Origin of the sequence: Methyloversatilis sp. (assembly GCF_030698125.1) — a bacterium.
Lineage (GTDB): Bacteria > Pseudomonadota > Gammaproteobacteria > Burkholderiales > Rhodocyclaceae > Methyloversatilis.
This window is the reverse complement of the sequence record NZ_JAUYNV010000006.1, coordinates 92,648-116,248: the sequence shown is the minus strand read 5'-3', so window position 1 is coordinate 116,248 and position 23,601 is coordinate 92,648. Positions and strand designations below refer to the sequence as shown.

The 23,601-nt window shown below is 67.2% G+C and carries 24 protein-coding genes; 11 read left to right on the top strand and 13 right to left on the bottom strand.

What is annotated here, in order from left to right:
- Positions 1-64 precede the first annotated feature (64 nt).
- Positions 65-619: a YaeQ family protein gene (locus Q8Q80_RS03015; protein ID WP_305631508.1), complete on the bottom strand. Its 555-nt coding sequence runs from the start codon at positions 617-619 to the stop codon at positions 65-67.
- Between the two features lie 82 nt (positions 620-701).
- Here Q8Q80_RS03015 and Q8Q80_RS03010 point away from each other — a divergent pair, with 82 nt between their 5' ends.
- Both Q8Q80_RS03010 and Q8Q80_RS03005 read left to right on the top strand, forming a co-directional pair.
- Entirely contained in the window at positions 702-965 is a 264-nt protein-coding gene (locus tag Q8Q80_RS03010; protein ID WP_069038786.1) for a hypothetical protein, read from the top strand.
- A gap of 18 nt (positions 966-983) precedes the next feature.
- Entirely contained in the window at positions 984-1,430 is a 447-nt protein-coding gene (locus Q8Q80_RS03005) for a YaiI/YqxD family protein (RefSeq protein ID WP_371132686.1), read from the top strand.
- Positions 1,431-1,460: 30 nt separating this feature from the next.
- Here Q8Q80_RS03005 and metW read toward each other — a convergent pair whose 3' ends face one another.
- From metW to Q8Q80_RS02985, 4 genes are all read right to left on the bottom strand, one after another.
- Positions 1,461-2,051 carry a methionine biosynthesis protein MetW gene (metW, locus tag Q8Q80_RS03000; protein ID WP_305631506.1) on the bottom strand — a complete coding sequence of 197 codons (591 nt, stop codon included), beginning with the start codon at positions 2,049-2,051 and terminating at the stop codon, positions 1,461-1,463.
- 7 nt (positions 2,052-2,058) lie between these two features.
- Positions 2,059-3,201: a homoserine O-acetyltransferase gene (locus Q8Q80_RS02995; RefSeq protein ID WP_305631505.1), complete on the bottom strand. Its 1,143-nt coding sequence runs from the start codon at positions 3,199-3,201 to the stop codon at positions 2,059-2,061.
- A gap of 149 nt (positions 3,202-3,350) precedes the next feature.
- Complete coding sequence (locus Q8Q80_RS02990; protein WP_305631504.1) at positions 3,351-3,668, bottom strand: heavy metal-binding domain-containing protein; 318 nt, start codon at positions 3,666-3,668, stop codon at positions 3,351-3,353.
- 19 nt (positions 3,669-3,687) lie between these two features.
- Positions 3,688-4,416, bottom strand: coding sequence for a YebC/PmpR family DNA-binding transcriptional regulator (locus tag Q8Q80_RS02985; RefSeq protein WP_305631503.1), 729 nt, complete (start codon positions 4,414-4,416; stop codon positions 3,688-3,690).
- Between the two features lie 144 nt (positions 4,417-4,560).
- Here Q8Q80_RS02985 and Q8Q80_RS02980 point away from each other — a divergent pair, with 144 nt between their 5' ends.
- The 5 genes from Q8Q80_RS02980 (at position 4,561) to Q8Q80_RS02960 (ending at position 10,451) form a co-directional block, all read left to right on the top strand.
- Positions 4,561-5,796 (top strand): signal protein, encoded by a 1,236-nt coding sequence (locus Q8Q80_RS02980; protein WP_305631502.1) that lies wholly within the window; start codon positions 4,561-4,563, stop codon positions 5,794-5,796.
- Positions 5,796-6,227 carry a hypothetical protein gene (locus tag Q8Q80_RS02975; protein ID WP_305631501.1) on the top strand — a complete coding sequence of 144 codons (432 nt, stop codon included), beginning with the start codon at positions 5,796-5,798 and terminating at the stop codon, positions 6,225-6,227. The genes Q8Q80_RS02980 and Q8Q80_RS02975 overlap by 1 nt, the downstream gene beginning before the upstream one ends.
- A complete protein-coding gene (locus Q8Q80_RS02970; protein WP_305631500.1) occupies positions 6,217-7,845 on the top strand; it encodes a sensor domain-containing diguanylate cyclase in 1,629 nt (542 codons plus the stop codon). The genes Q8Q80_RS02975 and Q8Q80_RS02970 overlap by 11 nt, the downstream gene beginning before the upstream one ends.
- 183 nt (positions 7,846-8,028) lie before the next feature.
- A complete protein-coding gene (locus tag Q8Q80_RS02965; protein ID WP_305631499.1) occupies positions 8,029-9,555 on the top strand; it encodes a helicase HerA-like C-terminal domain-containing protein in 1,527 nt (508 codons plus the stop codon).
- A complete protein-coding gene (locus Q8Q80_RS02960) occupies positions 9,552-10,451 on the top strand; it encodes a DMT family transporter (protein ID WP_305631634.1) in 900 nt (299 codons plus the stop codon). The genes Q8Q80_RS02965 and Q8Q80_RS02960 overlap by 4 nt, the downstream gene beginning before the upstream one ends.
- Before the next feature lie 16 nt (positions 10,452-10,467).
- Here the strand turns inward: Q8Q80_RS02960 and Q8Q80_RS02955 are convergent, their stop codons facing one another.
- The 5 genes from Q8Q80_RS02955 to Q8Q80_RS02935 all read right to left on the bottom strand — a co-directional run bounded on the left by Q8Q80_RS02955 (position 10,468) and on the right by Q8Q80_RS02935 (position 18,225).
- A complete protein-coding gene (locus Q8Q80_RS02955; protein ID WP_305631498.1) occupies positions 10,468-11,331 on the bottom strand; it encodes an alpha/beta fold hydrolase in 864 nt (287 codons plus the stop codon).
- 4 nt (positions 11,332-11,335) lie between these two features.
- Positions 11,336-13,012, bottom strand: coding sequence for an autotransporter outer membrane beta-barrel domain-containing protein (locus Q8Q80_RS02950; RefSeq protein WP_305631497.1), 1,677 nt, complete (start codon positions 13,010-13,012; stop codon positions 11,336-11,338).
- 316 nt (positions 13,013-13,328) lie between these two features.
- Positions 13,329-14,912, bottom strand: a complete 1,584-nt coding sequence (locus Q8Q80_RS02945; protein WP_305631496.1) for an ATP-binding protein — start codon at positions 14,910-14,912, stop codon at positions 13,329-13,331.
- A complete protein-coding gene (locus Q8Q80_RS02940) occupies positions 14,912-15,283 on the bottom strand; it encodes a response regulator (protein ID WP_305631495.1) in 372 nt (123 codons plus the stop codon). Before Q8Q80_RS02940 ends, Q8Q80_RS02945 begins: the two co-directional genes overlap by 1 nt.
- On the bottom strand, positions 15,280-18,225 hold the full coding sequence (locus tag Q8Q80_RS02935; protein WP_305631494.1) for an ATP-binding protein: 2,946 nt from the start codon (positions 18,223-18,225) through the stop codon (positions 15,280-15,282). The genes Q8Q80_RS02940 and Q8Q80_RS02935 overlap by 4 nt, the downstream gene beginning before the upstream one ends.
- Before the next feature lie 272 nt (positions 18,226-18,497).
- Between Q8Q80_RS02935 and Q8Q80_RS02930 the strand changes: the two genes are divergently transcribed.
- Positions 18,498-19,313, top strand: a complete 816-nt coding sequence (locus tag Q8Q80_RS02930; protein ID WP_305631493.1) for a ChaN family lipoprotein — start codon at positions 18,498-18,500, stop codon at positions 19,311-19,313.
- Positions 19,313-21,322 carry a M1 family metallopeptidase gene (locus tag Q8Q80_RS02925; RefSeq protein WP_305631633.1) on the top strand — a complete coding sequence of 670 codons (2,010 nt, stop codon included), beginning with the start codon at positions 19,313-19,315 and terminating at the stop codon, positions 21,320-21,322. The genes Q8Q80_RS02930 and Q8Q80_RS02925 overlap by 1 nt, the downstream gene beginning before the upstream one ends.
- Positions 21,323-21,328: 6 nt before the next feature.
- On the opposite strand, the gene Q8Q80_RS02920 is transcribed toward Q8Q80_RS02925, so the two are convergent.
- Genes Q8Q80_RS02920 through Q8Q80_RS02910 form a run of 3 tightly spaced genes read right to left on the bottom strand, consistent with a single transcriptional unit; the run spans position 21,329 to position 22,272 of the window.
- A complete protein-coding gene (locus Q8Q80_RS02920) occupies positions 21,329-21,529 on the bottom strand; it encodes an oxidoreductase-like domain-containing protein (protein WP_305631492.1) in 201 nt (66 codons plus the stop codon).
- Positions 21,526-21,894, bottom strand: coding sequence for an Hpt domain-containing protein (locus tag Q8Q80_RS02915; RefSeq protein WP_305631491.1), 369 nt, complete (start codon positions 21,892-21,894; stop codon positions 21,526-21,528). Before Q8Q80_RS02915 ends, Q8Q80_RS02920 begins: the two co-directional genes overlap by 4 nt.
- A gap of 60 nt (positions 21,895-21,954) precedes the next feature.
- Positions 21,955-22,272 carry a DUF1840 domain-containing protein gene (locus Q8Q80_RS02910; protein ID WP_305631490.1) on the bottom strand — a complete coding sequence of 106 codons (318 nt, stop codon included), beginning with the start codon at positions 22,270-22,272 and terminating at the stop codon, positions 21,955-21,957.
- Positions 22,273-22,328: 56 nt separating this feature from the next.
- Here Q8Q80_RS02910 and Q8Q80_RS02905 point away from each other — a divergent pair, with 56 nt between their 5' ends.
- The gene (locus Q8Q80_RS02905; protein WP_305631489.1) at positions 22,329-23,222 is read left to right on the top strand and encodes an ROK family protein; all 894 of its coding nucleotides are present in this window, start codon (positions 22,329-22,331) and stop codon (positions 23,220-23,222) included.
- A 108-nt stretch (positions 23,223-23,330) separates the two neighbouring features.
- The gene (locus Q8Q80_RS02900) at positions 23,331-23,597 is read left to right on the top strand and encodes a DUF2282 domain-containing protein (protein ID WP_305631488.1); all 267 of its coding nucleotides are present in this window, start codon (positions 23,331-23,333) and stop codon (positions 23,595-23,597) included.
- Positions 23,598-23,601 lie beyond the last annotated feature (4 nt).

Here is a 23,601-nt window from a genome sequence, read left to right as displayed (position 1 = left end):
ACAGCGCCGATGAACCGTTTGTTCTCCTCAGACTGGCCGGACCGCGCAGCCCGCGGGAGAAACGTCAGCGTCCTGCCGGGTCCGGGCCGAATACGCGTTCCGGGACCGGCTGCAGCATCGCGCCGTCGTCGCCGAGCCAGATCTGGCCTTCGTTCACGATGCACTGCAGGTTCAGCGCACGCTGCGCCAGCCCGGCCAGTGCGAGCGTGTCGGCTGTGGTCAGGCGCAGCACGGTGAGATTGTTCAGCCGCGACAGCGTGGACTTCGACTGTTCCCACCATTGCACCGCGGTGCGGCCATAGGTCACGACGACCACCTTCCCGGCGCGCGAGGCGGCGCGACGCACCAGCTTTTCATCCGGCAGGCCGACGTCGAGCCACAGCCGGATGGCGCCGGTCAGATCCGCTTCGTACAGATCTGCCTCGTCTTCAGCGCTCAGCCCGCGCCCGAAACGAAGATCCTCGGACGCGTACAGCGCGAAGGCCAGCACGCGCACCATCAGGCGCTCATCGTTCTCCGACGGATGGCGGGCGACGGTCAGCGCATGCTCGGCGTAGTAGCCGCGGTCCATGTCGGACACGTTCAGATTGATCTTGTAGATGGTGGATTTCAGAGCCATGGCCGACAATGCTGTCCCGTGAGTGTTCCGGCGCGTCGAAGGTGCGCCGGAGCCGTGAAACAAGACCCGACAGGATACCGACTTGAAGAAGACCGATCTGTACAAGAATGACCGCCTGAAAGTAGTGGCGCAGATGAAGCATGCCGCCGGACAGCGCACCACGCTGGGCGAGGCGCCTGCACCGGACCGCAAGGAGCAGCGCAAGCTCGATCAGGCGCGCGGCCTGGTGCCCTTCGCGGTGAAGATCGATTCGGCCCTGGCGGCGCGGTTGCGCGATCTGGCAACCGAGCGGCAGATGTCGCTGAACGACCTGACCGACGAACTGCTGCGCAAGGCGCTGGATTAGGTTCCGGTGAGCGGCGGAATATCGATCTGGGTGGACGCCGACGCCTGCCCGGCGCCGGTGAAGGACATCCTGTTCCGCGCCGCCATACGCACCGGCCTGCGGCTGACGCTGGTCGCCAACCGGCTGCTGCGCGTGCCGGCGTCTCCGCTGATCCGCGCCGTGCAGGTGGCGCACGGTTTTGACGCCGCTGATCGCCACATCGAAGCGGCGGTGGTCGCCGGTGATCTGGTGATCACGTCTGACATTCCGCTGGCGGCCGCCGTGCTGGCGCGCGGTGCGCATGCGCTGGAGCCACGCGGCGAGTGGTTCTCGCCCGGCACCATCCACGAGCGGCTGCAGATGCGCGCACTGATGAATGACCTGCGCGACAGCGGCGTCATGAGCGGCGGGCCGTCGGCGTTCTCGGTCGGCGACGGCCGCGCCTTCGCCGCGGCGCTGGACCGCTTTCTGGCGCAGGCGCGCTGACCGGTCAGGGACGGCGCGCTGCGCCGTGCGTCAGCCGAGCCGGTACAGCGCGAAGCTGCCGAGGAAGTTGTGTTCTTCGGTCACCGGCTTGCCGGCGTCATCGAGCACCAGTCGCTCGCGCACCGAAATGCCCAGCTTTTCGCACAGCGCCTCGAAGTCGGCGACGGTGAAGAAGCGGACGTTCGGCGTGTCGTACCACTGGAAGGGCAGCCGGTCAGACACCGGCATGTGGCCGTCCATGATGGCCACGCGGTGCTTCCAGTAGGCGAAATTCGGGAAGCTCACCACCGCTTCGCGGCCGACGCGCAGCATTTCGCACAGCAGCTTTTCGGTGCGGTGCAGCGTCTGCAGCGCATTCGAAATGATGACCAGGTCGAAGCTCTGGTCCTCGAAGTCATACAGCCCTTCTTCCAGGTCAATCTGCAGCACGTTGATGCCGTTCTTCATGCCGGCGATCACGCGCTCGACGTCGATCTCGACGCCGTAGCCGCTCACGCCGCGCTTGTCCTTCAGATAGCGCAGCAATTCGCCGTCGCCACAGCCCAGGTCCAGCACGCGCGCGCCTTCGGCAACCCAGGAGGCGATGACGTCGTGATCGATGCGGATGTCCAGTGTGCTCATGTCGTCCTCACACCGTGATGTTGTCGAAATAGGCACGCAGCACCGCGTGATAGTGCGGGTCGTCGAGCAGGAAGGAGTCGTGGCCGGCGCTCGATTCGATTTCGGCATAGCTCACGTTGCGCCGGTTGCGCATCAACGCATCGACGATTTCGCGCGAGCGCGCTGGCGCGAACCGCCAGTCGGTCGAGAAAGATACGAGCAGGAAGTCGGCCGTGGCCGGCGCGAAGGCCGCCGCCAGATCGCCACCGGCGTCACCCGCCGGATCGAAGTAGTCGAGCGCGCGCGTGGCCAGCAGGTAGGTGTTGGCGTCGAAGCTGGCGGCGAACTTGTCGCCCTGGTAGCGCAGGTAGGACTCGACCTCGAACTCGACCTCGAAGCTGAACTTGCGGCCGCCCTCGCGCAGCCGGCGGCCGAATTTCTCCGCCATGAGGTCGTCGGACTGATAGGTGATGTGGCCCAGCATGCGGGCCAGCCGCAAGCCGCGGCGCGGCAGGGTGTCGTGTTCGTAGAAGTGGCCGCCGTGGAAATCCGGGTCGGTGATGATGGCCTGTCGTGCCACCTCGTTGAAGGCGATGTTCTGCGCCGTCAGCTTGGGCGCCGACGCAATCACGATGGCGTGGCGCACGCGCGCCGGCAGGTGAATGGCCCAGGCCATCGCCTGCATGCCGCCCAGGCTGCCGCCGATGATGGCGGCCCAGCTTTCGACACCCAGACGGTCCGCCAGCAGCGCCTGCGCGGCCATCCAGTCTTCCACCGTCACGACCGGGAAATCGGCGCCCCAGGGCCGGCCGGTGTCGGGATTGGCACTCACCGGACCGGTCGAGCCGTGACAGCCACCGAGGTTGTTGATGCTGACGACGAAGAATTTCGACGTATCGAGCGGCTTGCCAGGGCCGATCAGGTTGTCCCACCAGCCGCTGTTGTCCGGCGCGTCGGCATGCACACCCGCCGCGTGGTGGTGGCCGGACAGCGCCGGACACACCAGTACGGCGTTCGAGCGTGCGTCGTTGAGCGCGCCGTAGGTTTCGTACATCAGCTCGAAACCGGGCAGCACGGCACCGCTCTTCAGCGTCAGCGGCGTGTCGAAACGGGCTGACTGCGGTGCGACGACGCCCACGCTGCCGGACGAAGGGGGGAAATCAATGGCCATGAAAAAACCCGGTAGGCCAAAGCCAGGACCGGGTCGCCCTCGCTTTAGCCGTATTTATTATGCGCCCGCAAGCTGAGACAAATCGGCGCACCACACTGAGCCCGCATTCTGGCGAAACGGGCGGGTTTGTCAATCTCGTGCCGTCCCGGTCAGATGCTGACCGCGGTGCCGCTGACGCACACCATCAGCATGCCGTTGTCGGCGCCCAGCACTTCGTAGTCGATGTCGATGCCGACAATGGCGTTGGCGCCGAGCTTTGCGGCGACCTCGCCCATTTCCGCCATCGCGACCGCGCGCGCGTCGGCCAGCGTACTTTCGTAGGCGCCGGCGCGGCCGCCGACCACGTTGCGGATGCTGGCGAACATGTCCTTGAAGATGTTGGCGCCAACGATCGCCTCACCGGTGACGACGCCGTAGTACTGGCGTATCGGTCGGCCTTCGAGCGTCTGCGTGGTGGTCATCAGCATGTATCGTGTCCCTGGCCGGTCAGTCTTCGTCCATCACGGCGGTGGTGTAGACGTCCTGCACATCGTCCAGACTGTCCAGCGCATCGAGAAGTTTCTGCATCCGTGCCGTGTCGTCGCCGGTCAGCACGTTTTCGTTCAGTGGCTTCATCGTCACTTCGGCGAATTCGGGCTTGAAGCCGGCCTTTTCGAGCGCATCCTTCACAGCGACGAAATCGTTCGGCGGGCTCAGCACTTCGATCGAACCGTCGTCGTTGCTGATGACGTCTTCGGCGCCGGCTTCGAGCGCAGCTTCCATCAGTGCGTCCTCCGGCGTGCCGGGCGCGAAGATGAACTGGCCGCAGTGCTTGAACATGAAGGCAACCGAGCCGTCGGTACCCAGATTGCCGCCATACTTCGAAAAAGCATGGCGCACATCGGCCACGGTGCGCGTGCGGTTGTCGGTCAGGCAATCGACCATGACCGCCGTACCGCCGATGCCGTAGCCCTCGTAGCGGATTTCCTCGTAGCTCACGCCTTCGAGCTCACCGGTACCGCGCTTGATGGCACGCTCGATGTTTTCGCCCGGCATGTTCTCCGCCTTGGCCTTGTCAACCGCCATGCGCAGGCGCGGGTTGAAGTTGAGGTCACCGCCACCCATGCGGGCCGCTACCGTGACTTCCTTGATCAGCTTGGTGAATACCTTGCCCCGCTTGGCGTCCTGCCGCCCCTTGCGGTGCTGGATATTGGCCCATTTCGAATGACCTGCCATGAATGACTTCCGTCCGTGTTGTGCGAGCCGTGATTTTAGTCGAGAGCGTCGCCCGCGCGCGCTCAAGTGGGACGCAGGGTACCCGTTAACGCTTTGCGGGTAAGGCTTGCCACGCCCGGACCTTATGGACTTTTGCCCGAACGCATGAAAACTCGACTTTCGACACCCCTTCGCCTGCTGTTCATCCTTCTGTCTCTGCCGGCCGCCGCCGCCGCCGGCGCCGACACCGGCACGGCGGAACCCGTCTGGCGCTTCGGCGGCTTCGGCACGTTCGGCGCCGGCTACCACGGCAGCGACGGGCTCACCTACAGGCGCGATCTCGAACAGGCCGCCGGCCACGACGGCGGACGGCTCGGGTTTCGCGGCGACAGCCGTATCGGCGTGCAGGCCAGCGCGACCTTTGACAGCCGCTGGTCGGCGCAGATCCAGAGCGTGAGCCGGCTCGACAGTGAAGGCAAATGGACGCCGCAACTGTCCTGGACCTTCCTCCGCTATTCACCCTCGGACACGCTGGATGTGCGCGTCGGCAGGCTGGGCGTCGACCTCTATCTCGACGGCGACTCGCGCCATGTCGGCTACGCCTTCACCACCGTGCGACCGGCACCCGAAGTACTGGGCGTGGTGACGCAAGACCTGTTCGACGGTGTTGATGTGACGGCACGGCATCCAGCCGGCGCAGGATTGCTCAGCCTGCGCCTGTATGGCGGGCGTTCGCGCGGTAACCTTTCGCTGTACGGCAGCCAGTACCGTCCGCCCGATGCCCAGCGGCTCGGCGCCACACTGGACTGGCTGAGCGAGGGGCTCACATTGCGCGCTGCCTGGGGCGATACCCACACATCGAACGACACGGTGCTGCAGCCGCTTGCCACCGCGTTGCTGTCCGCCCCGTTTCCGCTTGCGCGCACCCGCGGGGCGCAGTTCGATACGTCTCATCACCTGACTTTTGCCGGCCTGGGTTTCCTTTACGAGCAGGGCCCCTTCTCGGCGCAAGGCATGTTCAGCTGGTCGCGTTTTTCACAGTTTCCGACCTATCGCGGCCAGGGAATGAATGTCATCCTCGCCTACCGTGTCGGCGCCTTCAAGCCCTACCTCACCTACTCAAGCATCTCTTTCGACCCCAAGGAGCCGCGCGACCTGTCGCTGCCCGCGCCCTACGCCGGGCTGCAGTCGGCCTATGACCGGGTGGTCGATCGCCTGACGATGGACCAGCGCTCGTTCGGTGCCGGCGTACGTTACGACTTCGCGCGTGACTACGCGCTCAAGTTCCAGGTTGATCGCATCAACGCCGCCGAGTCGATACTGATCATCGATTCGCGCGGCATGCCGGCGCGCAATGTCGGCATGACGCTCTATTCGATCACGCTGGATTTCGTGTTTTGATGCCAGCTACACTCAGGCCGGCCCGTCTGCTGCTGGCGCTCTGGCTCGCGCTTTACAGCGCTGCGGCCGCTGCCCATGGCATCGCGGTGATCGTCAATCCCGACAGCGGTATCGAAAGCATCAGCCGTGAAGAGGTGAGCCATCTGTTTCTTGGTCGCATCAAGCACCTGCAGCCGGGTATGCCGGCCCTGGTCATCGACACCGTGCCGCTGCGCCAGGCTTTCTATCAGGCGCTGGTGCGGCGCGGCATTCCGGAGATCGACGCTTATTGGGCGCGTCTGCGCTTCTCCGGTCGCACCCAGCCGCCGATGCAGATCGAGGACGCGGACGCGGTGATCGAACGCGTCGCACGCGACCGCAACGCCATCGGCTACATCGATGCCGCCCTGGTCGATTCGCGCGTCAGGACGGTGCTGCGCCTTGAAGACTGATCCGCTGACGCGAGCACCGGATGCCGGTGCCGGCACGGCGCCGTCGCGCCGGCTCGGCGCCAGCGTCGTCTGGCGCACCACGCTGCTTATCCTGTTCTTTGCCGGACTGGTCGGCATCCTGGTCGCGCTCGCCAGCACGGTGATGGTGGCGCGCGAAGAGCGCCAGCGCATGAAGCAGAGCCTGGTCGAGCTGATGGAAACGGTGGAGCGCACCGCAAGCGTCGCGGCCTTCGCCCGCGACGAGCAGCTCGCCAACGAGGTCGCGCGTGGCCTGCTGCGCAATGGCGCCGTGTCGCGGGTGGTCATCCGCGAAGGCGAAAACGAACTGGCGGTCGTCGGCGAAGCCTCGGTCGATACCCGGACGGTCGCGTTGCCAGTGCTCACGCTGCCGCTTGCTTCCCCGTTCGATCCGGCGGAGCGGGTCGGCGAGCTGCAGCTGTGGCCGGCCGCCGAACGCATCAAGCACGACGCTGGCGCCTATTCCCGCTACATCGCCATCATTCTGCTGGTGCAGCTGGTCGTCGTCGTGCTGGCCGTCGCCTGGGTGGTGCTCAACGTGGTGACGCGTCCGGTCAAGAAGCTGTCCGACGACCTGCACCTGCTCGAGGTGGGCAGCGGCGAGCAGATCGTGCTGCCGCCCGGTCACCGGAACGACGAGATCGGCCGGCTGACCGAGGACATCAACAGCCTGATCGGCCGCACCGGCGATCTGCTGGCGGCAGAGCGCGACATGCGCGCGCAGCGCGAGGAATCGGAACGCAAGTTCAGGTTGCTGTTCGAAAGCGCGCAGACCGGCATCTTCACACTCGACGGCGAAGGCGTGCTGCACGACTGGAATCCGTGGTTTTCCCGCATGCTGGGCCTGCCAGCGCACGGTGACGCCGAGCGCCGCTATGCACTCGGTACGCTGCTGGGCGACGACACGTCGCGACTCGATGCATTGATGGTGCGCACGCTGAGCGACCAGCGTCCGGCCGCAGCGGATTTCGAAATGCCGCACGACACGGCGGGTTCGCTCTGGCTGCATCTGGTGCTCAACCCGATGCCCGGCAACCTGATGCAGGGCATCGTCAATGACGTGACCGAACAGAAGCGGGCCGAAGCCAGCGCCATCGCCATGGCCGAGCGCGATCCGCTGACCGGACTGCTGAACCGCCGCGGCATCGAACACCGGCTCGGCGATGCGCTGGCCTCGCTGCAGCCTGACTCGGGCCTGGCGCTGATGGTGGTCGATCTCGACGGCTTCAAGCAGGTCAATGACACGATGGGGCATGACGCCGGTGACCGCGTGCTGGTCGCCGCCGCCCGCCATCTGGAGGCGGTGGTACGACGTACCGATCTGGTCGCCCGCATCGGTGGCGACGAATTCGTCGTCGTGCTGTGCGCGCTCGAAAGCGCCGACACCGCCCGCTTCATCGCATCGAAGATCGTCAGCACGCTGGCGCGCCCGGTCGACTGCGGCGACGGCCAGTCGGCCACCATCGGTGCCAGCGTCGGTGTGGCCTATACGGCGACGCCGGCGGATGCAGCCGACAAGCTGATGCGCCGCGCCGACGACGCGATGTACGAAGCCAAGCGCGCCGGCAAATCGCAGTTCCGCTTCGCGACCGGGAGTTGACGGCCCCCTGGGCCGGGCTGCCCCCGCCCCGCCCCCCGAGGGGGGAAAGTCGCCTTGGGGCGGCCCGGCGGCGACTTGACGAACCCTTGGGCCGGGCGATGCCCGCCACGCCAAGTCGGTCCTGCCAGTCGGGCCGCGTCCGCTGGTAGCATCGCGGACATCCCTTCCGAAGGACTGAAAGCCATGGCCGATCCGCTTTACGTTGCCCGCGCGGGCGACCTCTCGCTCGCCCTGCTGCCCAATATGGCGAATCGCCATGGCCTGATCACCGGCGCCACCGGCACCGGCAAGACGGTGACGCTGCAATCGCTGGCCGAGCGCTTCTCCTATATAGGTACACCGGTATTCATGGCCGACGTGAAGGGCGACCTGTCCGGCATGGGGGCGGCCGGGACCGTGAGCCCGAAACTTCAGCAGCGCCTTGACCTGCTCGGCATCACCGATTTCACGCCCTACCCGAGCCCGGTCTGCTTCTGGGACGTGTTCGGCCAGTCCGGCCATCCGATCCGCGCCACCATCAGCGACATGGGCCCGCTGCTGCTGGCCCGCCTGCTCGGCCTGAACGACACCCAGACCGGCGTGCTGACCATCGTGTTCAAGGTGGCCGACGATCACGGCCTGCTGCTGCTCGACATGAAGGACCTGCGGGCGCTGGTGCAGCACGTCGGCGACAACGCGGCGCAGTTCAAGACGCAGTACGGCAATGTGTCGACAGCGTCGATCGGCGCCATCCAGCGCGGCCTTCTGACACTGGAGGAACAAGGCGCCGACCGCTTCTTCGGCGAGCCGATGCTCGACATCGCCGACCTGATGACGCACGACGAGCACGGCCGCGGCACCATCAATGTGCTGGCCGCCGACCAGCTGTACAACTCGCCCAAGCTGTATTCCACCTTCCTGCTCTGGCTGCTGGCCGAACTGTTCGAACAGCTGCCGGAAGTCGGCGACATGGACAAGCCCAAGCTGGTGTTCTTCTTCGACGAGGCGCACCTGCTGTTCAACGACGCACCGCCCGCGCTGCTGGAAAAGGTCGAGCAAGTGGTGCGACTGATCCGCTCCAAGGGCGTCGGCGTGTATTTCGTGACGCAGAACCCGCTCGACGTGCCGGACACCGTGCTCGGCCAGCTTGGCAATCGCGTGCAGCATGCGTTGCGCGCGTTCACGCCGCGCGATCAGAAGGCGGTCAGGACGGCCGCGCAGACCATGCGCGCCAATCCGGAATTCGACGCCGAACAGGCCATCATGGAACTGGGTACCGGCGAGGCGCTGGTGTCCTTCCTGGACGAAAAGGGCCGGCCTTCAGTGGTCGAGCGCGCCTTCGTGCTGCCGCCAGCGTCGCGCCTCGGCCCGCTGACCGAGGCCGAGCGCGCCGCCATCATCCAGCATTCACCGATGCGCGGCCGCTACGAACAGACGCTGGACCGCGAATCCGCCTACGAAAAGCTGACCGCATCGGTGGCCGCCGGCACCTCGGCGACGCCGTCGTCCACCGCGTCGGCACCCACCGCCGGCACGCCCGCCGCAGGCGAAGGCGGCCTGCTCGGTGGTCTGAACGATCTGGTGTTCGGCTCGACCGGACCGCGCGGCGGCCAGCGCGATGGCATTGCGCAGATGGCGGCCAAGACGGTCGCGCGCACCATCGCCAGTTCGGTCGGCCGCGAAATCATGCGCGGCGTACTCGGCTCCATCCTCGGCGGGCGACGAAAATAGCCTCACCGCCTGCCGCCGCGGACGCCCGGCTGGGCATCTGGCTCGCCGTCATCGCGTCGGCCGGTTTTTCGCTGAAGGCCATCCTGGCCAAGCTGGCGTATCCCCATGGCGTGGACCCGGTGACGCTGGTTGCGCTGCGCATGCTGCTGTCGGCGCCGGTGTTCATCGTCGTCGCGTGGCGCGAAGCGGCGCGCGGTGAGCCGCTGACGCCCCGGGACTGGCTGACCGTCGGGGTACTCGGCCTGTTCGGCTACTACGGTGCGAGCATGCTGGATTTCTACGGCCTGCTCTATATATCCGCCGGGCTGGAACGCCTGGTGCTGTTCACCTACCCGACACTGACCCTGCTGATCGGCTGGCTGGCGCAGGGGCGGCGCATCACGCCGCGCGAAATCGTCGCCAGTCTGCTGTGCTATGGCGGCATCGCACTGGCCGTGGTGCACGACATTGAGGTCAGCGGCGAAGCAGCGACCATCGCGCTGGGCTGTGTGCTGGTGTTCGGCTCGGCGCTGAGTTTTGCGATCTATCTGACCGGGGCGGCCGCACCGATCCGCAAGCTCGGCGCGACGCGCTTTTCAGCACTCGCGACGCTGGTGTCCACGGTGGCGGTCGGCCTGCACTTCGCCGCCGTGCGCCCGCTCGACGCGCTGGCCCAGCCGGCACCGGTGTGGTGGCTGGCGTTGGCGATGGCGCTGTTCGCCACCGTGCTGCCGGTATTCCTGCAGTCCGCCGCGATCCGCCGCATGGGTGCCCAGACCGCGGCGCTGGTCGGCAGCACCGGTCCGGTCATCACGGTGTTCCTTGCCTGGTGGCTGCTTGCCGAACCGGTGTCGGGCCTGCAGGTGGCAGGAACCGTGCTGGTGATCGCCGGCGTGTTGTGGGTGGGCAGGCGCTGACCGGAGGCGGCCGCCTTCAGCGGAGCGGCTCCAGCGGGGTGCCCCGCATCTGTTGCCACAGATCGGGCCAGTGCTCGACCCAACAGCAGCGGTGATCGAATTCCGGCATCACCTGCATCCTGCGGGCGGTGCCACCACCCGGACGCTCGAGGAAGGCACGAACCACCCGCTCCGGCAGCACGTCATCGCGATCGCCCACCCAATGCCACTGATGCACAGGCGCCAGGGTCGCCGCAACATCGGCCGCGTTCAGCGATGCAGACAGCGGTGTGACCCGGTGCAGCCGGGTCCAGACCACATGGTCCAGATTTCCGGCGACCGTGACCAGGCGCTCGACGTCATCGCGGCCGGCCGCCACCAGAGCGGCGATCGCGCCACCACCGGAATAGCCGACCAGCACGATGCGCTGCGCGCCGGCTCGCGCCTTGAGCTGATCGACCGCACGCGAGCTGGCGGCCACCACCTTGGCCGAGAAGCGGCCGTCGGTCCAGTCGCGCACCGAACAAGCGGGGGAATGCACGTACTGGCAGGGCCGAGCCAGATAGGCTGCAGCACCGGACGGCTGGGCCAGCGCCAGGCGCAGCGCAAGCGGGTCGCCCGGCGTCGGATCATCCGACGGCAGGCTGGCGGTCACCCAGGCCAGCCCGTCACCTTCGATGTAGATCGTGAGCGTGCCGACAGCACGCTCCGACGGCGCATAGGCGCGCAGCAGGAAAGGGCCGGCGGGCAGATCGAGCGGTTGCCAGCCTCGGCCGGCAGCGAGCAAATCAGCATTCAGCCGCCGCGCGGCCGGGTCGGGCAGTGCCACACAGGCCGCCAGCAGTACGCACAGAAGCAGCGCGAGGGCGGCGCCGCCAGTCAGCTGCAGCGCATGCCGCACAGGCTCAGAACAACCAGTTCAACTTGACCGAGGCTGACTGGATCACGAAGCTGTCGCGCAGCTCGACATCATAGCGACCGGTAACTTCCAGCCCACTGCGGGTCAGGTGGGCCACGCCCAGCCCGCCGCGCAGCAGCCAGGCGCTGGCGTCGATGCCGCGCGTCACGAACAGCGCGCCCGGCGCGCCAGCAAAGGAACTGGTCAGCGCAGCACGTTCGTTGAACACGTCATAGCCCACGCCCAGATTGGCCAACAGGGTGGACTGGTCATTCACCGAATGCGACAGCTTGCTATCCACCGCGAATACCAGAAGTTCCGTGGTGCGGCTGTTTACGTTCAGGTCGAGCAGGCCGGCGCCGCTCTCGGAATAGCTCTGGTCACGTATCCATGTGTAGTCCATGCGCACCGAGGGCGTGATCGCGGTCTTCTCGCTCAGGGAAAGCACACGGCCGATGCCGCCGCCGATATGGGCGGTGTGCGTGTCGTAATCGGCCCGGGCCGTCGTGTTGGTGAGGGCGATCGTGCGACGGCCGTCGTTGCGGTTCAGGCCGACGTCCGCCTGAAGATTGACCTCGGTGCGATCATCGAGACTGTAGCTGCCGTAGGCGATCAGCGTATAGGTGTCGATGTTCGCCCCTTGCGGCGCGATCCGGGTGCCGCCGTCGATGTCGGTACGGGCGTAGGCAAAGGCCGCGCCGATACGGAGCGCCTGCGACAGCGTGCCGTCGACGCCCGCCAGCACACCATAGGTGTCGGCCTTGTAGCCGGCTACGCCGTTGCGACTGTTCTGGTCGGCCCAGGCCCCGAACGGCTTCATCCAGATATTGCGGTCACCGGCGAAGGATTCACCGGAGGAGAGACCGCGGTTGGCCGACATGCGCGCCTGGATCAGCCGGTTCACACCGTTGAGCGTGCCCTGGATGGCGGTCGTGGTACCACCGACCATCAGCGGCAAGGTCTGAGTCGCCGCCTCGGATACCTGGGCATCGCCGCTGACCCCGGAAAACAGCGCTTGCAGGGCCGGCGTGTCGTCGATCACCTGGGCCGCGCCATAGGCGGGTGAATTGGTCATCGCACGAGTCGCGGCCAGCACACCGGCCGCAGCAGGCGGCGGCGCAGCAAAGAAGTTGCCTGCGCCGTCCGAATAGAACTCCAGCGGCAGGTTCAGAACACTGCCGTTGGCAAAAGTGGACACCAGCAGGGTGTAGCGGTTGCCGGCAGTCACCGCGGTGCTCACCTGCGGGCACAGGCCGGAGCTGCCACCACAGGACACCACCTGCGCCGGATCGCCGACCGCCGTGCGGTGATTCGCTTGCGACGTGTCGTCATTGCCCGCCGCGGCGCCGGCTCCTGGCGTGGAGGCGTCGAACACGCCGTCGTAGAGGATCATGACGGTATCGACCGGTGCCGAGGTCTGGCCGAAGGTGTAGGTGCGCGTGAGCGTTGGCACAAAATAAACAGTCGCGTAGTTGAACGCGTTCGCACCGGTGGTCAGTGCCGACGGGTTGTTCAACTGGGCATTGCCCAGAAATCCCGACGACAGTGACATCGAGCCGGTCGTGGCATTGCTGTTGTCGATGGTGAAGAACACCGCCTGGCCGGCGGCCGGCAGCGCTGCGAAGGCCAGTGCGAGCGCACTGGCCAGATAAGTCAACGAACGACGAGCAGAGTGCGTGCGCATGAAACAGGTACTCCGGATGATTTGCGTGCGAGGGTAACGGCACCTTGTAAAAAAAGTTTAATCGCAATCAAAAACGATCTCATCTTGATGCGCCGCTGCATGACTACCCGAGGGAAGCGACGGCGACCGCGGCGGGTCAGGTGGCGATCGATGGCGTGCTGATTCCCACGTCACCCGACGCGGCGCAGAAGGCGGCGGCGCGGTTCCGCTGTTTCATTTAAGTACATCCGCTGCAGGCTGCCGTGCAAAGTTGAGCGTGCGGTCTGCCAGACCCATCGCATGAACGAGCGCCTGAAGCTGAACTGAACGCGTCCGCTCAGGCCGCAAGCGACGGCAGGCTGGCTTCGGTGTCGCCCAGCGTGAAGCAGAAAGTGGCACCGGCGCCGGGTTCGGAACGCGCCCATACGCGGCCGTTGTGGCGACGGATGATGCGCTGGACCAGCGCCAGACCGATGCCGGTACCGTCGAACTCGCCGTCGCGGTGCAGCCGGTTGAACGGCTGGAACAGCTTGTCGGCATGGGCCATGTCGAAGCCGACGCCGTTGTCCCGCACGTAGATCACGGCCTGCTGGCCCTTGCCTTCGCTGCCGACTTCGATCCGCGCATGCGCGGTCGGGGCGGAGAACTTCCAGGCATTGCGCAGCAGATTGTCGAGCACGATGCGCAGCAGACCGACATCACCGGCGACCAGCAGACCGGGCTGTATGCGGATGTCGCACTGGCGCGACGGCTCGGCGTTGCGCAGCGCGTCGGCGATGTCCTGCGCCAGCGCGCTCAGGTCGACCGGCTGGCGCTGCAGCGGCAAGCGCGTGACACGCGCCAGTTCAAGCAGGTCGTCGACCAGGTGTTCCATGCGCAGCGCGGCGCGCAGGATGCGCTGCAGCGAGTCGCGCGCGCTGTCCGACAAGCCGGTCACGGCGGGGCTGTTCAGTTCGGTGTCGAGCACACTGGCGAAGCCGTGGATCGCACGCAGCGGCCCGCGCAGGTCGTGCGACACCGAGTAGCTGAAGCTTTCCAGTTCCTCGAACGCGGCCTTCAGGCTGGCGGTACGGCTGCGCACCCGCTCGTCCAGCTCCTGATTGAGCGCGCGCAGCTCCTCTTCGGCGCGCACCTGGCGGCTGACGTCGCGTGCGCTGCCGCGGTAGCCGGCGATGTGGCCACCGGCATCGCGCCAGGGGCGGGCGGACAGCGCCATGATGCGCACGCTGCCATCCTGTTGCCGCCAGTCGATCACGACGTCGCGGAAGCTGCGCACCTCGCGCGCCAGCTGCGCCGGATCGTCCGGCCGCTGCAGACCGGGCCGGCGCATCGCGAACAGGCCGTCCAGCGTCAGTCCGCGCAGTGGCCAGGCGCCGTCCGAGGTATGCACGATGACGCCATCGATATCGGTTTCCCAGAACCAGTCGGCCGCCGCTTCGGCAAAGTCGCGCAGCCGCGTGCGCTCCGCTTCCAGTTCGCAGATTTTCTTGTCCAGCTTGTCGCGCAGACGTTCGGCATACATCGCGTCCGAGTCTGCCGGGACCGGCCGGATCGCGTTGCGGCTCGCGGCCGATTCCAGTTCGAGGATGAGCTTGTCGATTTCGCACGGCTTCACCAGGAACAGGTCGGCACCCAGCTGGTAGGCCAGTTCCTCGTCGCGCCGGTCGGTGAAGGTGGCGGTGTAGAACACGAATGGAACGCCCGACAGCTGCGGATGGGCGCGCACTGCGCGGCACAGGCCGTAGCCGTCAAGCTCCGGCATCAGGATGTCCGACACGATGAGGTCGGGGGTGCCGGCCAGCGCCAGTTCGAGAGCCTGCCGGCCGTCAGGCGCGGCCTGCACCTCGTGGCCACGCGCTTCCAGTGCCGTGCTCAGCATCAGGCGGGAGTTCTCGTCGTCTTCGGCAATCAGGATGTGCATCAGCGGGCCTGCAACAAAACGTCTTCGATCTGCGCCATCACGCGCAGCGGGTCGACCGGCTTTTCGATGTAACCGTTGCAGCCGGCCGCCAGCACACGCTCTCGGTCGCCCGCCATGGCGAAGGAGGTGATGGCGATCATCGGAATCGGTGCCCCGGTCTCGCCGGCCCGGATGCGGCGCGCCACTTCGAGGCCGTCGATGTCAGGCAGCAGGATGTCGAGCAGGATGAAGTCAGGGCGTTCGCGCAGCGCCTCGGCCACGCCGTCGAGCCCGGTGATCGCGCAGCGCGTGGCATAGCCGCCGGCATGCAGGATGAAAGTGATCAGTTCGAGATTGTCTTCATTGTCCTCGACCACCAGCGCCGTCGTCATGGCTTGACCCCGTTGCTGGCACGTCCCGAGCCCTCGCGCGGCACGTGCAGTGTGAAGCGGCTGCCGAGCCCCGGCGTGCTGCTGACCTCGACCGAACCGGCCAACAGTTCGGTCGCGATCTTGCGCGTCAGGTAGAGGCCGAGACCGGTGCCGGGGGTTTTCACGCGCAGCTTGGAATCGATCCGTTCGAAAGGCTGGAACAAGCGGCTCAGTCCGGCTTCGTCCACGCCAATGCCTGTGTCTTCAACGCTGATGTCGAGCCAGTTTCCGCGCACACAAGCCTCCACGGTGATGTGTCCTGCCACGGTGTACTTTACCGCGTTGCTCATGAAATTCAGAAGGCATTGCAGCAGCCTGCGACGGTCTGCCTGCACCAGGATGCCGGGCGGCACCGACACCCGGATTTCCAGCTTCTTCTCGCGCGCAGCCGGCTGCACGGTGTGCACGGCTTCATCGACCAGCGCCGTCACCTCGATGCGTTCCTCGAATACGTCGATGAAGCCGGCTTCGATCTTCGATATGTCGATCACGTCGGTGATCAGCGCGAGCAGGTGCTTTGCGGAGCCATAAACACGCTGCAGCTGATCCTGCTGACGCGCCGTCAGTTCGCCCGCCATGCCGGCCAGCACGACACCGGTGAAGCCGATGATGGAATTGAGCGGTGTGCGAAGCTCATGCGACATCGAGGCGATGAACATCGACTTGAGCCGGTCGAGGTCCTTCAGCTGTTCGTTCGCCTGCGCCAGTTCGGCGGTACGTTCGGTGACGCGCTGTTCCAGTGTTTCGTTGGCCACGCGCAGCGCAACCTCGTTGCGCTTGATGTCGCTGATATCGCGCAGCACGCTGGAAATGTATTGCACCTTGCCATTGCCATCGAGATGCGCCAGCCGTACCACCGACATCGGCACCAGCGTGCCGTTGCCTGCACGCAACGTTGTTTCGCCGATCCAGATGCCGTCGCGCAGCACGGTCGGCAGTTGCACGTCAACGTAATGGCGGTAGCTGTCGGCCGGGTAGAAGTCGCGTGACTGCAGCCGTTCCGGCAACCCGTCCAGAGGCAGTCCGTGCAGGCGGCGCGCCGCCAGATTGAGGTAGGACACGTTGAGGTCGGTGTCGACGGTGGACACGTAGTCGGGCGTCGCATCGAGGATGGCCGACAGGCGCGCCTGTTCCTCCTGGGCGAGTCGCCTTTCGCGCGCCACCAGGAAGCGCCCCAGCTGGGAGGCCAGTTCAGCAGCAAAGCGGGCTTCGTCATGCGCCCACTCGCGTATCCGGCCACGCTGTTCGAGACAGACCACGCCGGCCAGCCGGCCATCGAGAAAGGCCGGCGCATCGAGCATGGCGGCGAGGCCTTCCCGGTCGAGATAGGTGTCGGCGAGCTGTGCGGTGGCAGGGTGTGCACGGGCGTCGCCGGCCGTGATGGTGCGGCCGCTGCGCAGCGCGGAGAAGTATTCGGGGAACGCCGCGGCATCGAGCACCTTGCCCTGCGTGTGGCCGCGCGCGACGGCCAGCTGGTCGAGGTCGAACAGATCGAGGCAGACCAGTTGCCGCGTGTCGTCGTCGAGTCGCCACACGCTGGCGCGGCTGACCGACAGCGCGGCGGCAGCGACTTCAGTCAGCGTGACCAGTGCATCATCGTCACCGGCCGACAGCGCGGCGTCGGTGCTCAGGCGCATGATTGCCGCCAGCTGCCTGTCCTGCCGCTCGAGCCGGCCGCGTTGTTCGCGCCGCGCGCGCAGATCGTCGGTCACGTCGATGAAGGTGGCCTGGATGGCTGGCTCGCCCCGCCACATGACCTGCCGGATGTAGGCGTCCAGCGTGCGTCGCTCACCGTCGGCGCGCGTCACGCCGGCCTGCATCGGCAGGATGCGGCCGGACGACAGCTGGCGCCGGTTGCTGTCGCTGTCGACCACCGGCAGATCGTCGGCGGCAATCATGTCGGCCAGCGTACTTTGCGCCATCAGATCGGCTACCGACTGGAATCCCAGCAGCTCAGCCGCGCGCCGGTTCGCGAACAGCGGCTGGAAGCGCCGGTGGATCAGGATGCCCTGGATGGAGCCGTCGAACAGGTCGAGCAGTTGCGCCTCGCGCGTGCGTGCCCGGCGCGAGGCGTTCGCGCGCTCGCTCAGCGTGATCGACAGGGCATAGGACGCGATCGACAGCGTGATGATGAAGGTCTGCAACAGCAGCAGCGAGCGCAACGGCGTGTCGTTGCCGAACGGCCCGATGCCCTGGTTCGTGCCCCAGAAGGCGAGACCTTGCATGAACACCAGCAGCAGGCTCATCCAGCGCACCCTGAGGCGGAGGGCCGACAGCACCAGCACGGCCGGCAGCAGGAACATGAACGGCTCCGGGCCATCCAGCACGCGCAGGAAGATTGCCGCCGTGGTCAGCAGGGTCAGCGCGAACCAGGGCAGCACCTTCGGCAGATCGGCCGCTGCACGCCGCCAGTCCTGCCTGTCCAGCCAGCCGGCCACCAGCTGCACCGTCAGCACCGTACCGGCGAAGCTGGCGGCCGCGTGCAGCGTCCAGTCCGACACGTATAGCGGCGCACCCGGATGCCAGGCGAGCCGGGCGCCGTGGATGACCGACAGCAGCAGCGCGACCGCGAGGAACCACATGTAGTGGTCGGCGCGCATGCGCGGGAAGGGCTGCACCGGACAACGTCGCAGCACCTGGGTCCCGGCGCCGGTCAGCAGGCCGATAAGGCCGGCCGAGCCAAGCGCCGACAGCGGTGTCTGGCCTGCGTACAGCGCCAGCGCGAGGTCGGTCAGCATGATCGCGGGCAGGTGACGCAGGCCGAACAGCAGCACGATGGCGAACGCGGCGCCGAGCTCCAGCTGGATGACCGGCGGCTGGCCGTCCGACAGGCCGAGCAGCGGATTGACCAGCACGGCTGCGGCGTAGGCAGGCACGACGGCGACCAGCGGAAGTATCTTCACGGAATGGAGCACGTTCACGTGTCGGCGATAAACTGATCTGCATGTTAACGTCCTTCCGCCCCGGGATAGTGTGCGGAACGAACGCCCGGGCGATGCGTCCACCTGCGCGATGAGGGCTGACACCTGCACCGGGATGTGTGCGGATGCTCACCCCGACGTTTTTCCACGCCCTGCTCACCCCACCTGATGACCTTGCGATGCGATCAATGATGCGGACGGCCGCCCTGTGCGGAGGACTCCTTCTGGCGCCTGCGGTACCGGCGGCCGCCTGCGTGGCCCCCGGCAGCTGGATGGAACCGGGGCAGGGCGAGACGGAAAGTGCCGCGCTGATGCGGCGCATGAGCCGGCAATCCATCGTGCTGCTGGGCGAAACGCACGACAGCGCCGCTCACCACGACTGGCAGCTCGACACGCTGCGCGCGCTGCATGCGCTGCGTCCGCGCATGGTGATCGGGCTAGAAATGCTGCCGCGCGGCGCCCAGCCGGTGCTTGATGCCTGGGTGCGCGGCGAACTGAGCGAGGCGGCGCTGTTCGAGCGCACCGACTGGAAGCGTGTCTGGGGCATGCCGCCCGAGCTGTATGCCGGCATCTTCCGTTTCGCGCGCGACAAGGCGGTGCCGCTGCGCGCCCTCAATATCGACCGCAAGGTGGTGCGCGAGGTGTCGCGCCTGGGTCTGGCCGGCGTACCGACGGCGAGCCGCGAAGGCGTCGGCACGCCGGCCGGCGCCCAGCCGCCCTATCGCGACTGGCTCAGACAGATCTGGAGCGACCACATGCCGGCCGGCAAGGCGATGCCGGACGACGCCTTCACCCGCTTTCTCGATGGCCAGCTGCTGTGGGACCGCGCCATGGCCGAGGCACTGGCCGACGCGGTACGCGAACAGCCGGACGCGCTCGTCGTCGGCCTGGTGGGCAGCGGCCACGTCATTCACGGCTACGGCGTGGAACACCAGTTGCACGACCTCGGCGTGCCCGATGTCGGCAGTCTGCTGCCGTGGGACGCCGACGGAGACTGCGCCGATCTGGTCGCCGGGGTGGCTGATGCGGTATTCGGCATCGTGGCGCCGGCGCGGAGCGCGCAGCCTTGATGCGGCTGCCCGGCTGGCGTGCGCTTGCCGGGCGGCTGGCCGTGGTGTTGTGCGCGGCACAGCCCGGTCTGCCGGCGCTCGCTGCGCCGCAGCTCGACCTCACCGTGAAGCTGGAACCGGCGCAGGGCAGCCTGAGCGCACAGGCGCTGATTGCGCTGCCGGCGCACGAAGCGATCGACCTGCGTATCGATGCCCGCCACCGCATCACGTCGATGCAGCTCGATGGCGGTGCGCTGCGCGCCTCGACCGAAGGCGGCCTGCAGCGCATCCGCATCGCAGCGGCAAAGCAGCCTCGCCGGCTGGAACTGCGCTGGGCCATCCGGGCCGATGCGCCGGATGCCGCCGCCTCGCACCGCGACACGCTGACCGCCTTTGCGCCGCAGATCGGCGAAGCCGGCAGCTTCCTGCCGGCTGGCGGTGCCTGGTATCCGCTGCCCTTCGACGGCGCCGGCCCGCTGCTGCACCGTTACCGCCTGACCGTCGACCTGCCGGCCGCACAGCGCGCACTGGCGCCCGGCGACCGCCAGCTCGACACGGTGCGCGACGGCCGGCGCACGGTGCGTTTCGACATGGCACAGGACAGCGAAGGGGCCGACCTGATGGCCGGACCGTGGGTCGAAGCCGAGCGCAGCGTGCGCTCGATCGATGGCCGCACGCTGACGCTGGCCACATTGTTTCACCCGGACATCGCCGATCAGGCCGAGGGCTACCTGGACGCCGCCGCAAGCCACCTGGCGCGCATCGAACAGACCCTGGGCGCCTACCCGTACAGCCGCTTCAGCATTGCGTCGTCACCCACGCCGACCGGATTCGGCATGGCCGGCCTGACCTATCTGGGGGTCGACGTGCTGCGTCTGCCCTTCATCCGCCACACCTCGCTGCCACACGAAATCCTGCACAACTGGTGGGGTAACGGCGTCTATCTGGCACTGACGGGCGGCAACTGGTCGGAAGGGCTGACCACGTTCATGGCCGACTACGCGCTGCGCGAGGCCAGTCAGGGCGAGGACGGCGCGCGCGCCATGCGGCTCGACTGGCTGCGCGGCCTGTCGGCGCTGTCGCCGGCGGCGCAGGGTAGGCTGGCCGACTTCGGCGGACGCACGCATGACGCGTCGCAAGCCATCGGATATCACAAGGCAGCACTGGTGTTCCTGATGCTGCGCGACACGCTGGGCGCAACGGCTTTCGACAGCGCATTGCGCGACTTCTGGCAGACACATCGCCATCGCCGCGCCGGCTGGCCGGACCTGCGCGCGGCGTTCGAACACGCCTCGGGCCGCGACCTCGGACGCCACTTCGCACTGTGGGTGAACGGCAGCGGACTGGCTGCCCCGACGATCGCCGGGGCCGTGGCCGGGCCTGACGGTCTGACCGTCACGCTGCAGCAGCCGGCACCGCACTACCCACTGGCGGTGCCGCTGCATGTGCGGATTTCAGGGGAAACGCGGGTCGAACAGGTGGCGCTGCAGGGTGCGCAGGCACGGGTCAGCCTGCCGCTCACGGCGGGCTGCGCCGAGCTGGCGCTCGACCCGGATTTCCGTCTGGCGCGCCGTCTGGCACCGGGCGAAGCACCGCCGGTGCTGCGCGAAGCCACGCTGGACGACACGCTCGGCCTGACCGTGCTGGGCGACGAGCGCCTCGCGACGGCGGCCCGCACGCTGACTGCACAGTGGCTGGATCGCGCGCCGGGCGCCATCGACGCCGCGCAACCACCCGGCCGCGCGTCGCGCATGGTCATCGGCAGTTTCGCGGCCATCGACGGCTGGCTGGCACGGCACCGTCTGCCGGCGCGCGACCGTGACGGCGAGGTCGTCGCCTGGGCGATGCGCGCACCGGCCGGCGGCACGCTGGCGCTGGTCGCCGCACGCGATGCCGACGCGCTGACCAGGGCGACGCGCGCCCTGCCGCACTATGGGCAGCAGGGCTGGGTCACGCTGGCCGGCGGCCGCGCCGCCGCGCGCGGACAGTGGCCAGCGGCGACGGCCTGGACGAAGGTCTGCGTGCGCTGAGCGTGTCTATATATGCGGGGCGTGTTCCGGGTGGCGGATCAGCCACGCGGCGTAACGGCGCTCGTACTCCAGCTTGTCTTCCTGATAGACGGTCCACACGCAGCGTTCGCAGGCGGATTCGCAGCATTCGGAATCCATCGGCATGCTGGGTGGCACCGGAGCCGGGTCGGTCGGGATGGAAGGGCGGGCGATGGTCAGGTCGGTCATGATCGGATCAGTGTTCGGATATGGTTGGCGGCGCGGTCGTAGCAGGTATCAAGTCGAGTCAGTTCGGCATCGAGGTCGAGCGCCGGATCGGCACGCTTCAAGCGTCGTTCCAGCGTGCCTGCTCCGTCGGACAGCTCCAGTGCGCCAACGTTTCCCGCGCAGCCCTTCACGCCGTGAATCGCCTTGAGCAGCGCATCCGGGTCGTCATTCTGTCCTGCCCGGCGTGCAGCAGCGAGACCGGCCGGCGCGTCGTCGAGCCAGGTGCGCAGGATGTCGTCCAGCGCATCGCCGAGCAGCGCACGCAGGTCGTCAAGCCGTGCCGCGTCGATGACCTGGCTCGCAGCAATGTCAGCTTCGGGAGGCATGCATTTTTCCGACGTTTGGGTGCTTCGTTATCGGCCGCGGGCGCGCCGGCTGAATGCCGCTCAGCTTTCCCAGATCACCGGCTGGCCGGCACGCAGCGACCGTTCCAGCTGTTCGATCAGCGGTACGGCGCGCTGTGCCAGCGACACCGGCACCGGTGCACGGGCCGGATCGATGTCGTCCGGCTCTGGCTGGCCACGCTGTGCCGCGCGGCTGCTTTCGGCCGCCTCGCGCAGCCGCGCGATGGCGTCGGGCAGCTGTTCGAGTGTGATAATTCCGCGCGGCTCGAAAGCCTTGCCCATCAACGACAGCAGGTCCTTCGCGACATCGCCGAACATGATGGTGTCCGCAGTGGCCCGGGATTTGAAGGTGATGATCATGATGGCTCCGCCGTCGGATGAGGAAAATCCAATTGTCGCATCGTGCGGGAGACAGCATGCGCATCGGCATTGATCTGGGTGGAACAAAGACCGAATTGATTGCGCTCGACGACGACGGCAGGGAGTGCCTGCGCCGGCGCGAATCGACACCAGCCGGCCAGTATGCGGCCACGGTCGCCCTGATCGCCCGGCTGGTGCATGACGCCGAACACCGGACCGGCGTGCCCGCCACGGTGGGCATCGGCACCCCGGGTTCTCGGTCGCCGCTGACCGGGCGCATGCGCAACGCCAATTCCACCTGCCTGAACGGCCAGCCCCTGCAGCAGGACGTCGAAGCTGCACTCGGACGCGAGGTGCGCATGGCCAATGACGCCAATTGCTTCGCGCTGTCCGAAGCGGTGGACGGCGCGGGGCGGGCGGCACCGGTGGTGTTCGGCGTCATCCTGGGCACCGGTGTCGGCGGCGGCATCGTCGTCGATGGCCGGGTGCTGGAAGGCGCCAATGGCGTGGCCGGAGAGTGGGGGCACAATCCGATGCCCGCGGGGCCGGATACCGCGGGCAGCGCGCCGCCGCCGTGCTACTGCGGTCGCGCCGGCTGCATCGAAACCTGGCTGTCCGGCCCGGCGCTGGCGGCCGATCACCGCCGGGTGACCGGCGAGCCGCTGGCGCCGGAGCAGATCGTCGCGCGCGCCGCAGCCGGTGATGCCGCCTGCGCCGCCACGCTGGCGCGCTACGAAATCCGGCTGGCGCGCGCGCTGGCGGGCGTCATCAACCTGCTCGACCCGCAGGTCATCGTGCTCGGCGGAGGACTGTCCGCCTTGCCCGGGCTGTACGAACGGGTGCCGCAACACTGGCCCCCCCACGTCTTTTCCGACCTGATCACGACCCGGCTTTGCCCGCCGGTGCATGGTGGTTCATCCGGCGTGCGCGGTGCCGCCTGGCTCTGGTAGTCGATGTGGATTTTTGTCTGCGGTGCGGTAAGGTTCTGCGTACTGCAGGGTCTACTGCGGTGCAAACCACATGACCGGTTTGATTTTTTCACCCTCAGGAGATCACACATGAACAAGTCCGCCGCCCTTTCTGCCGCACTCGCTTCCGTATTCGCCCTCGGTGTCGTGTCGACGCCCGTGTTCGCTGCCGAAGAAGGCAAGGAGAAATGCTTCGGCGTTGCCAAGAAGGGCGCGAATGACTGCGCTTCGGCAAATGGCTCGCACAGCTGCGCCGGTCAGGCCAAGGCCGACAATGATCCGAACGAATGGAAGTATGTCGCGTCGGGCACCTGCGAAAAGATGGGCGGCAAGACCGCAGCGCCAAAGAAGGGCTGATGCC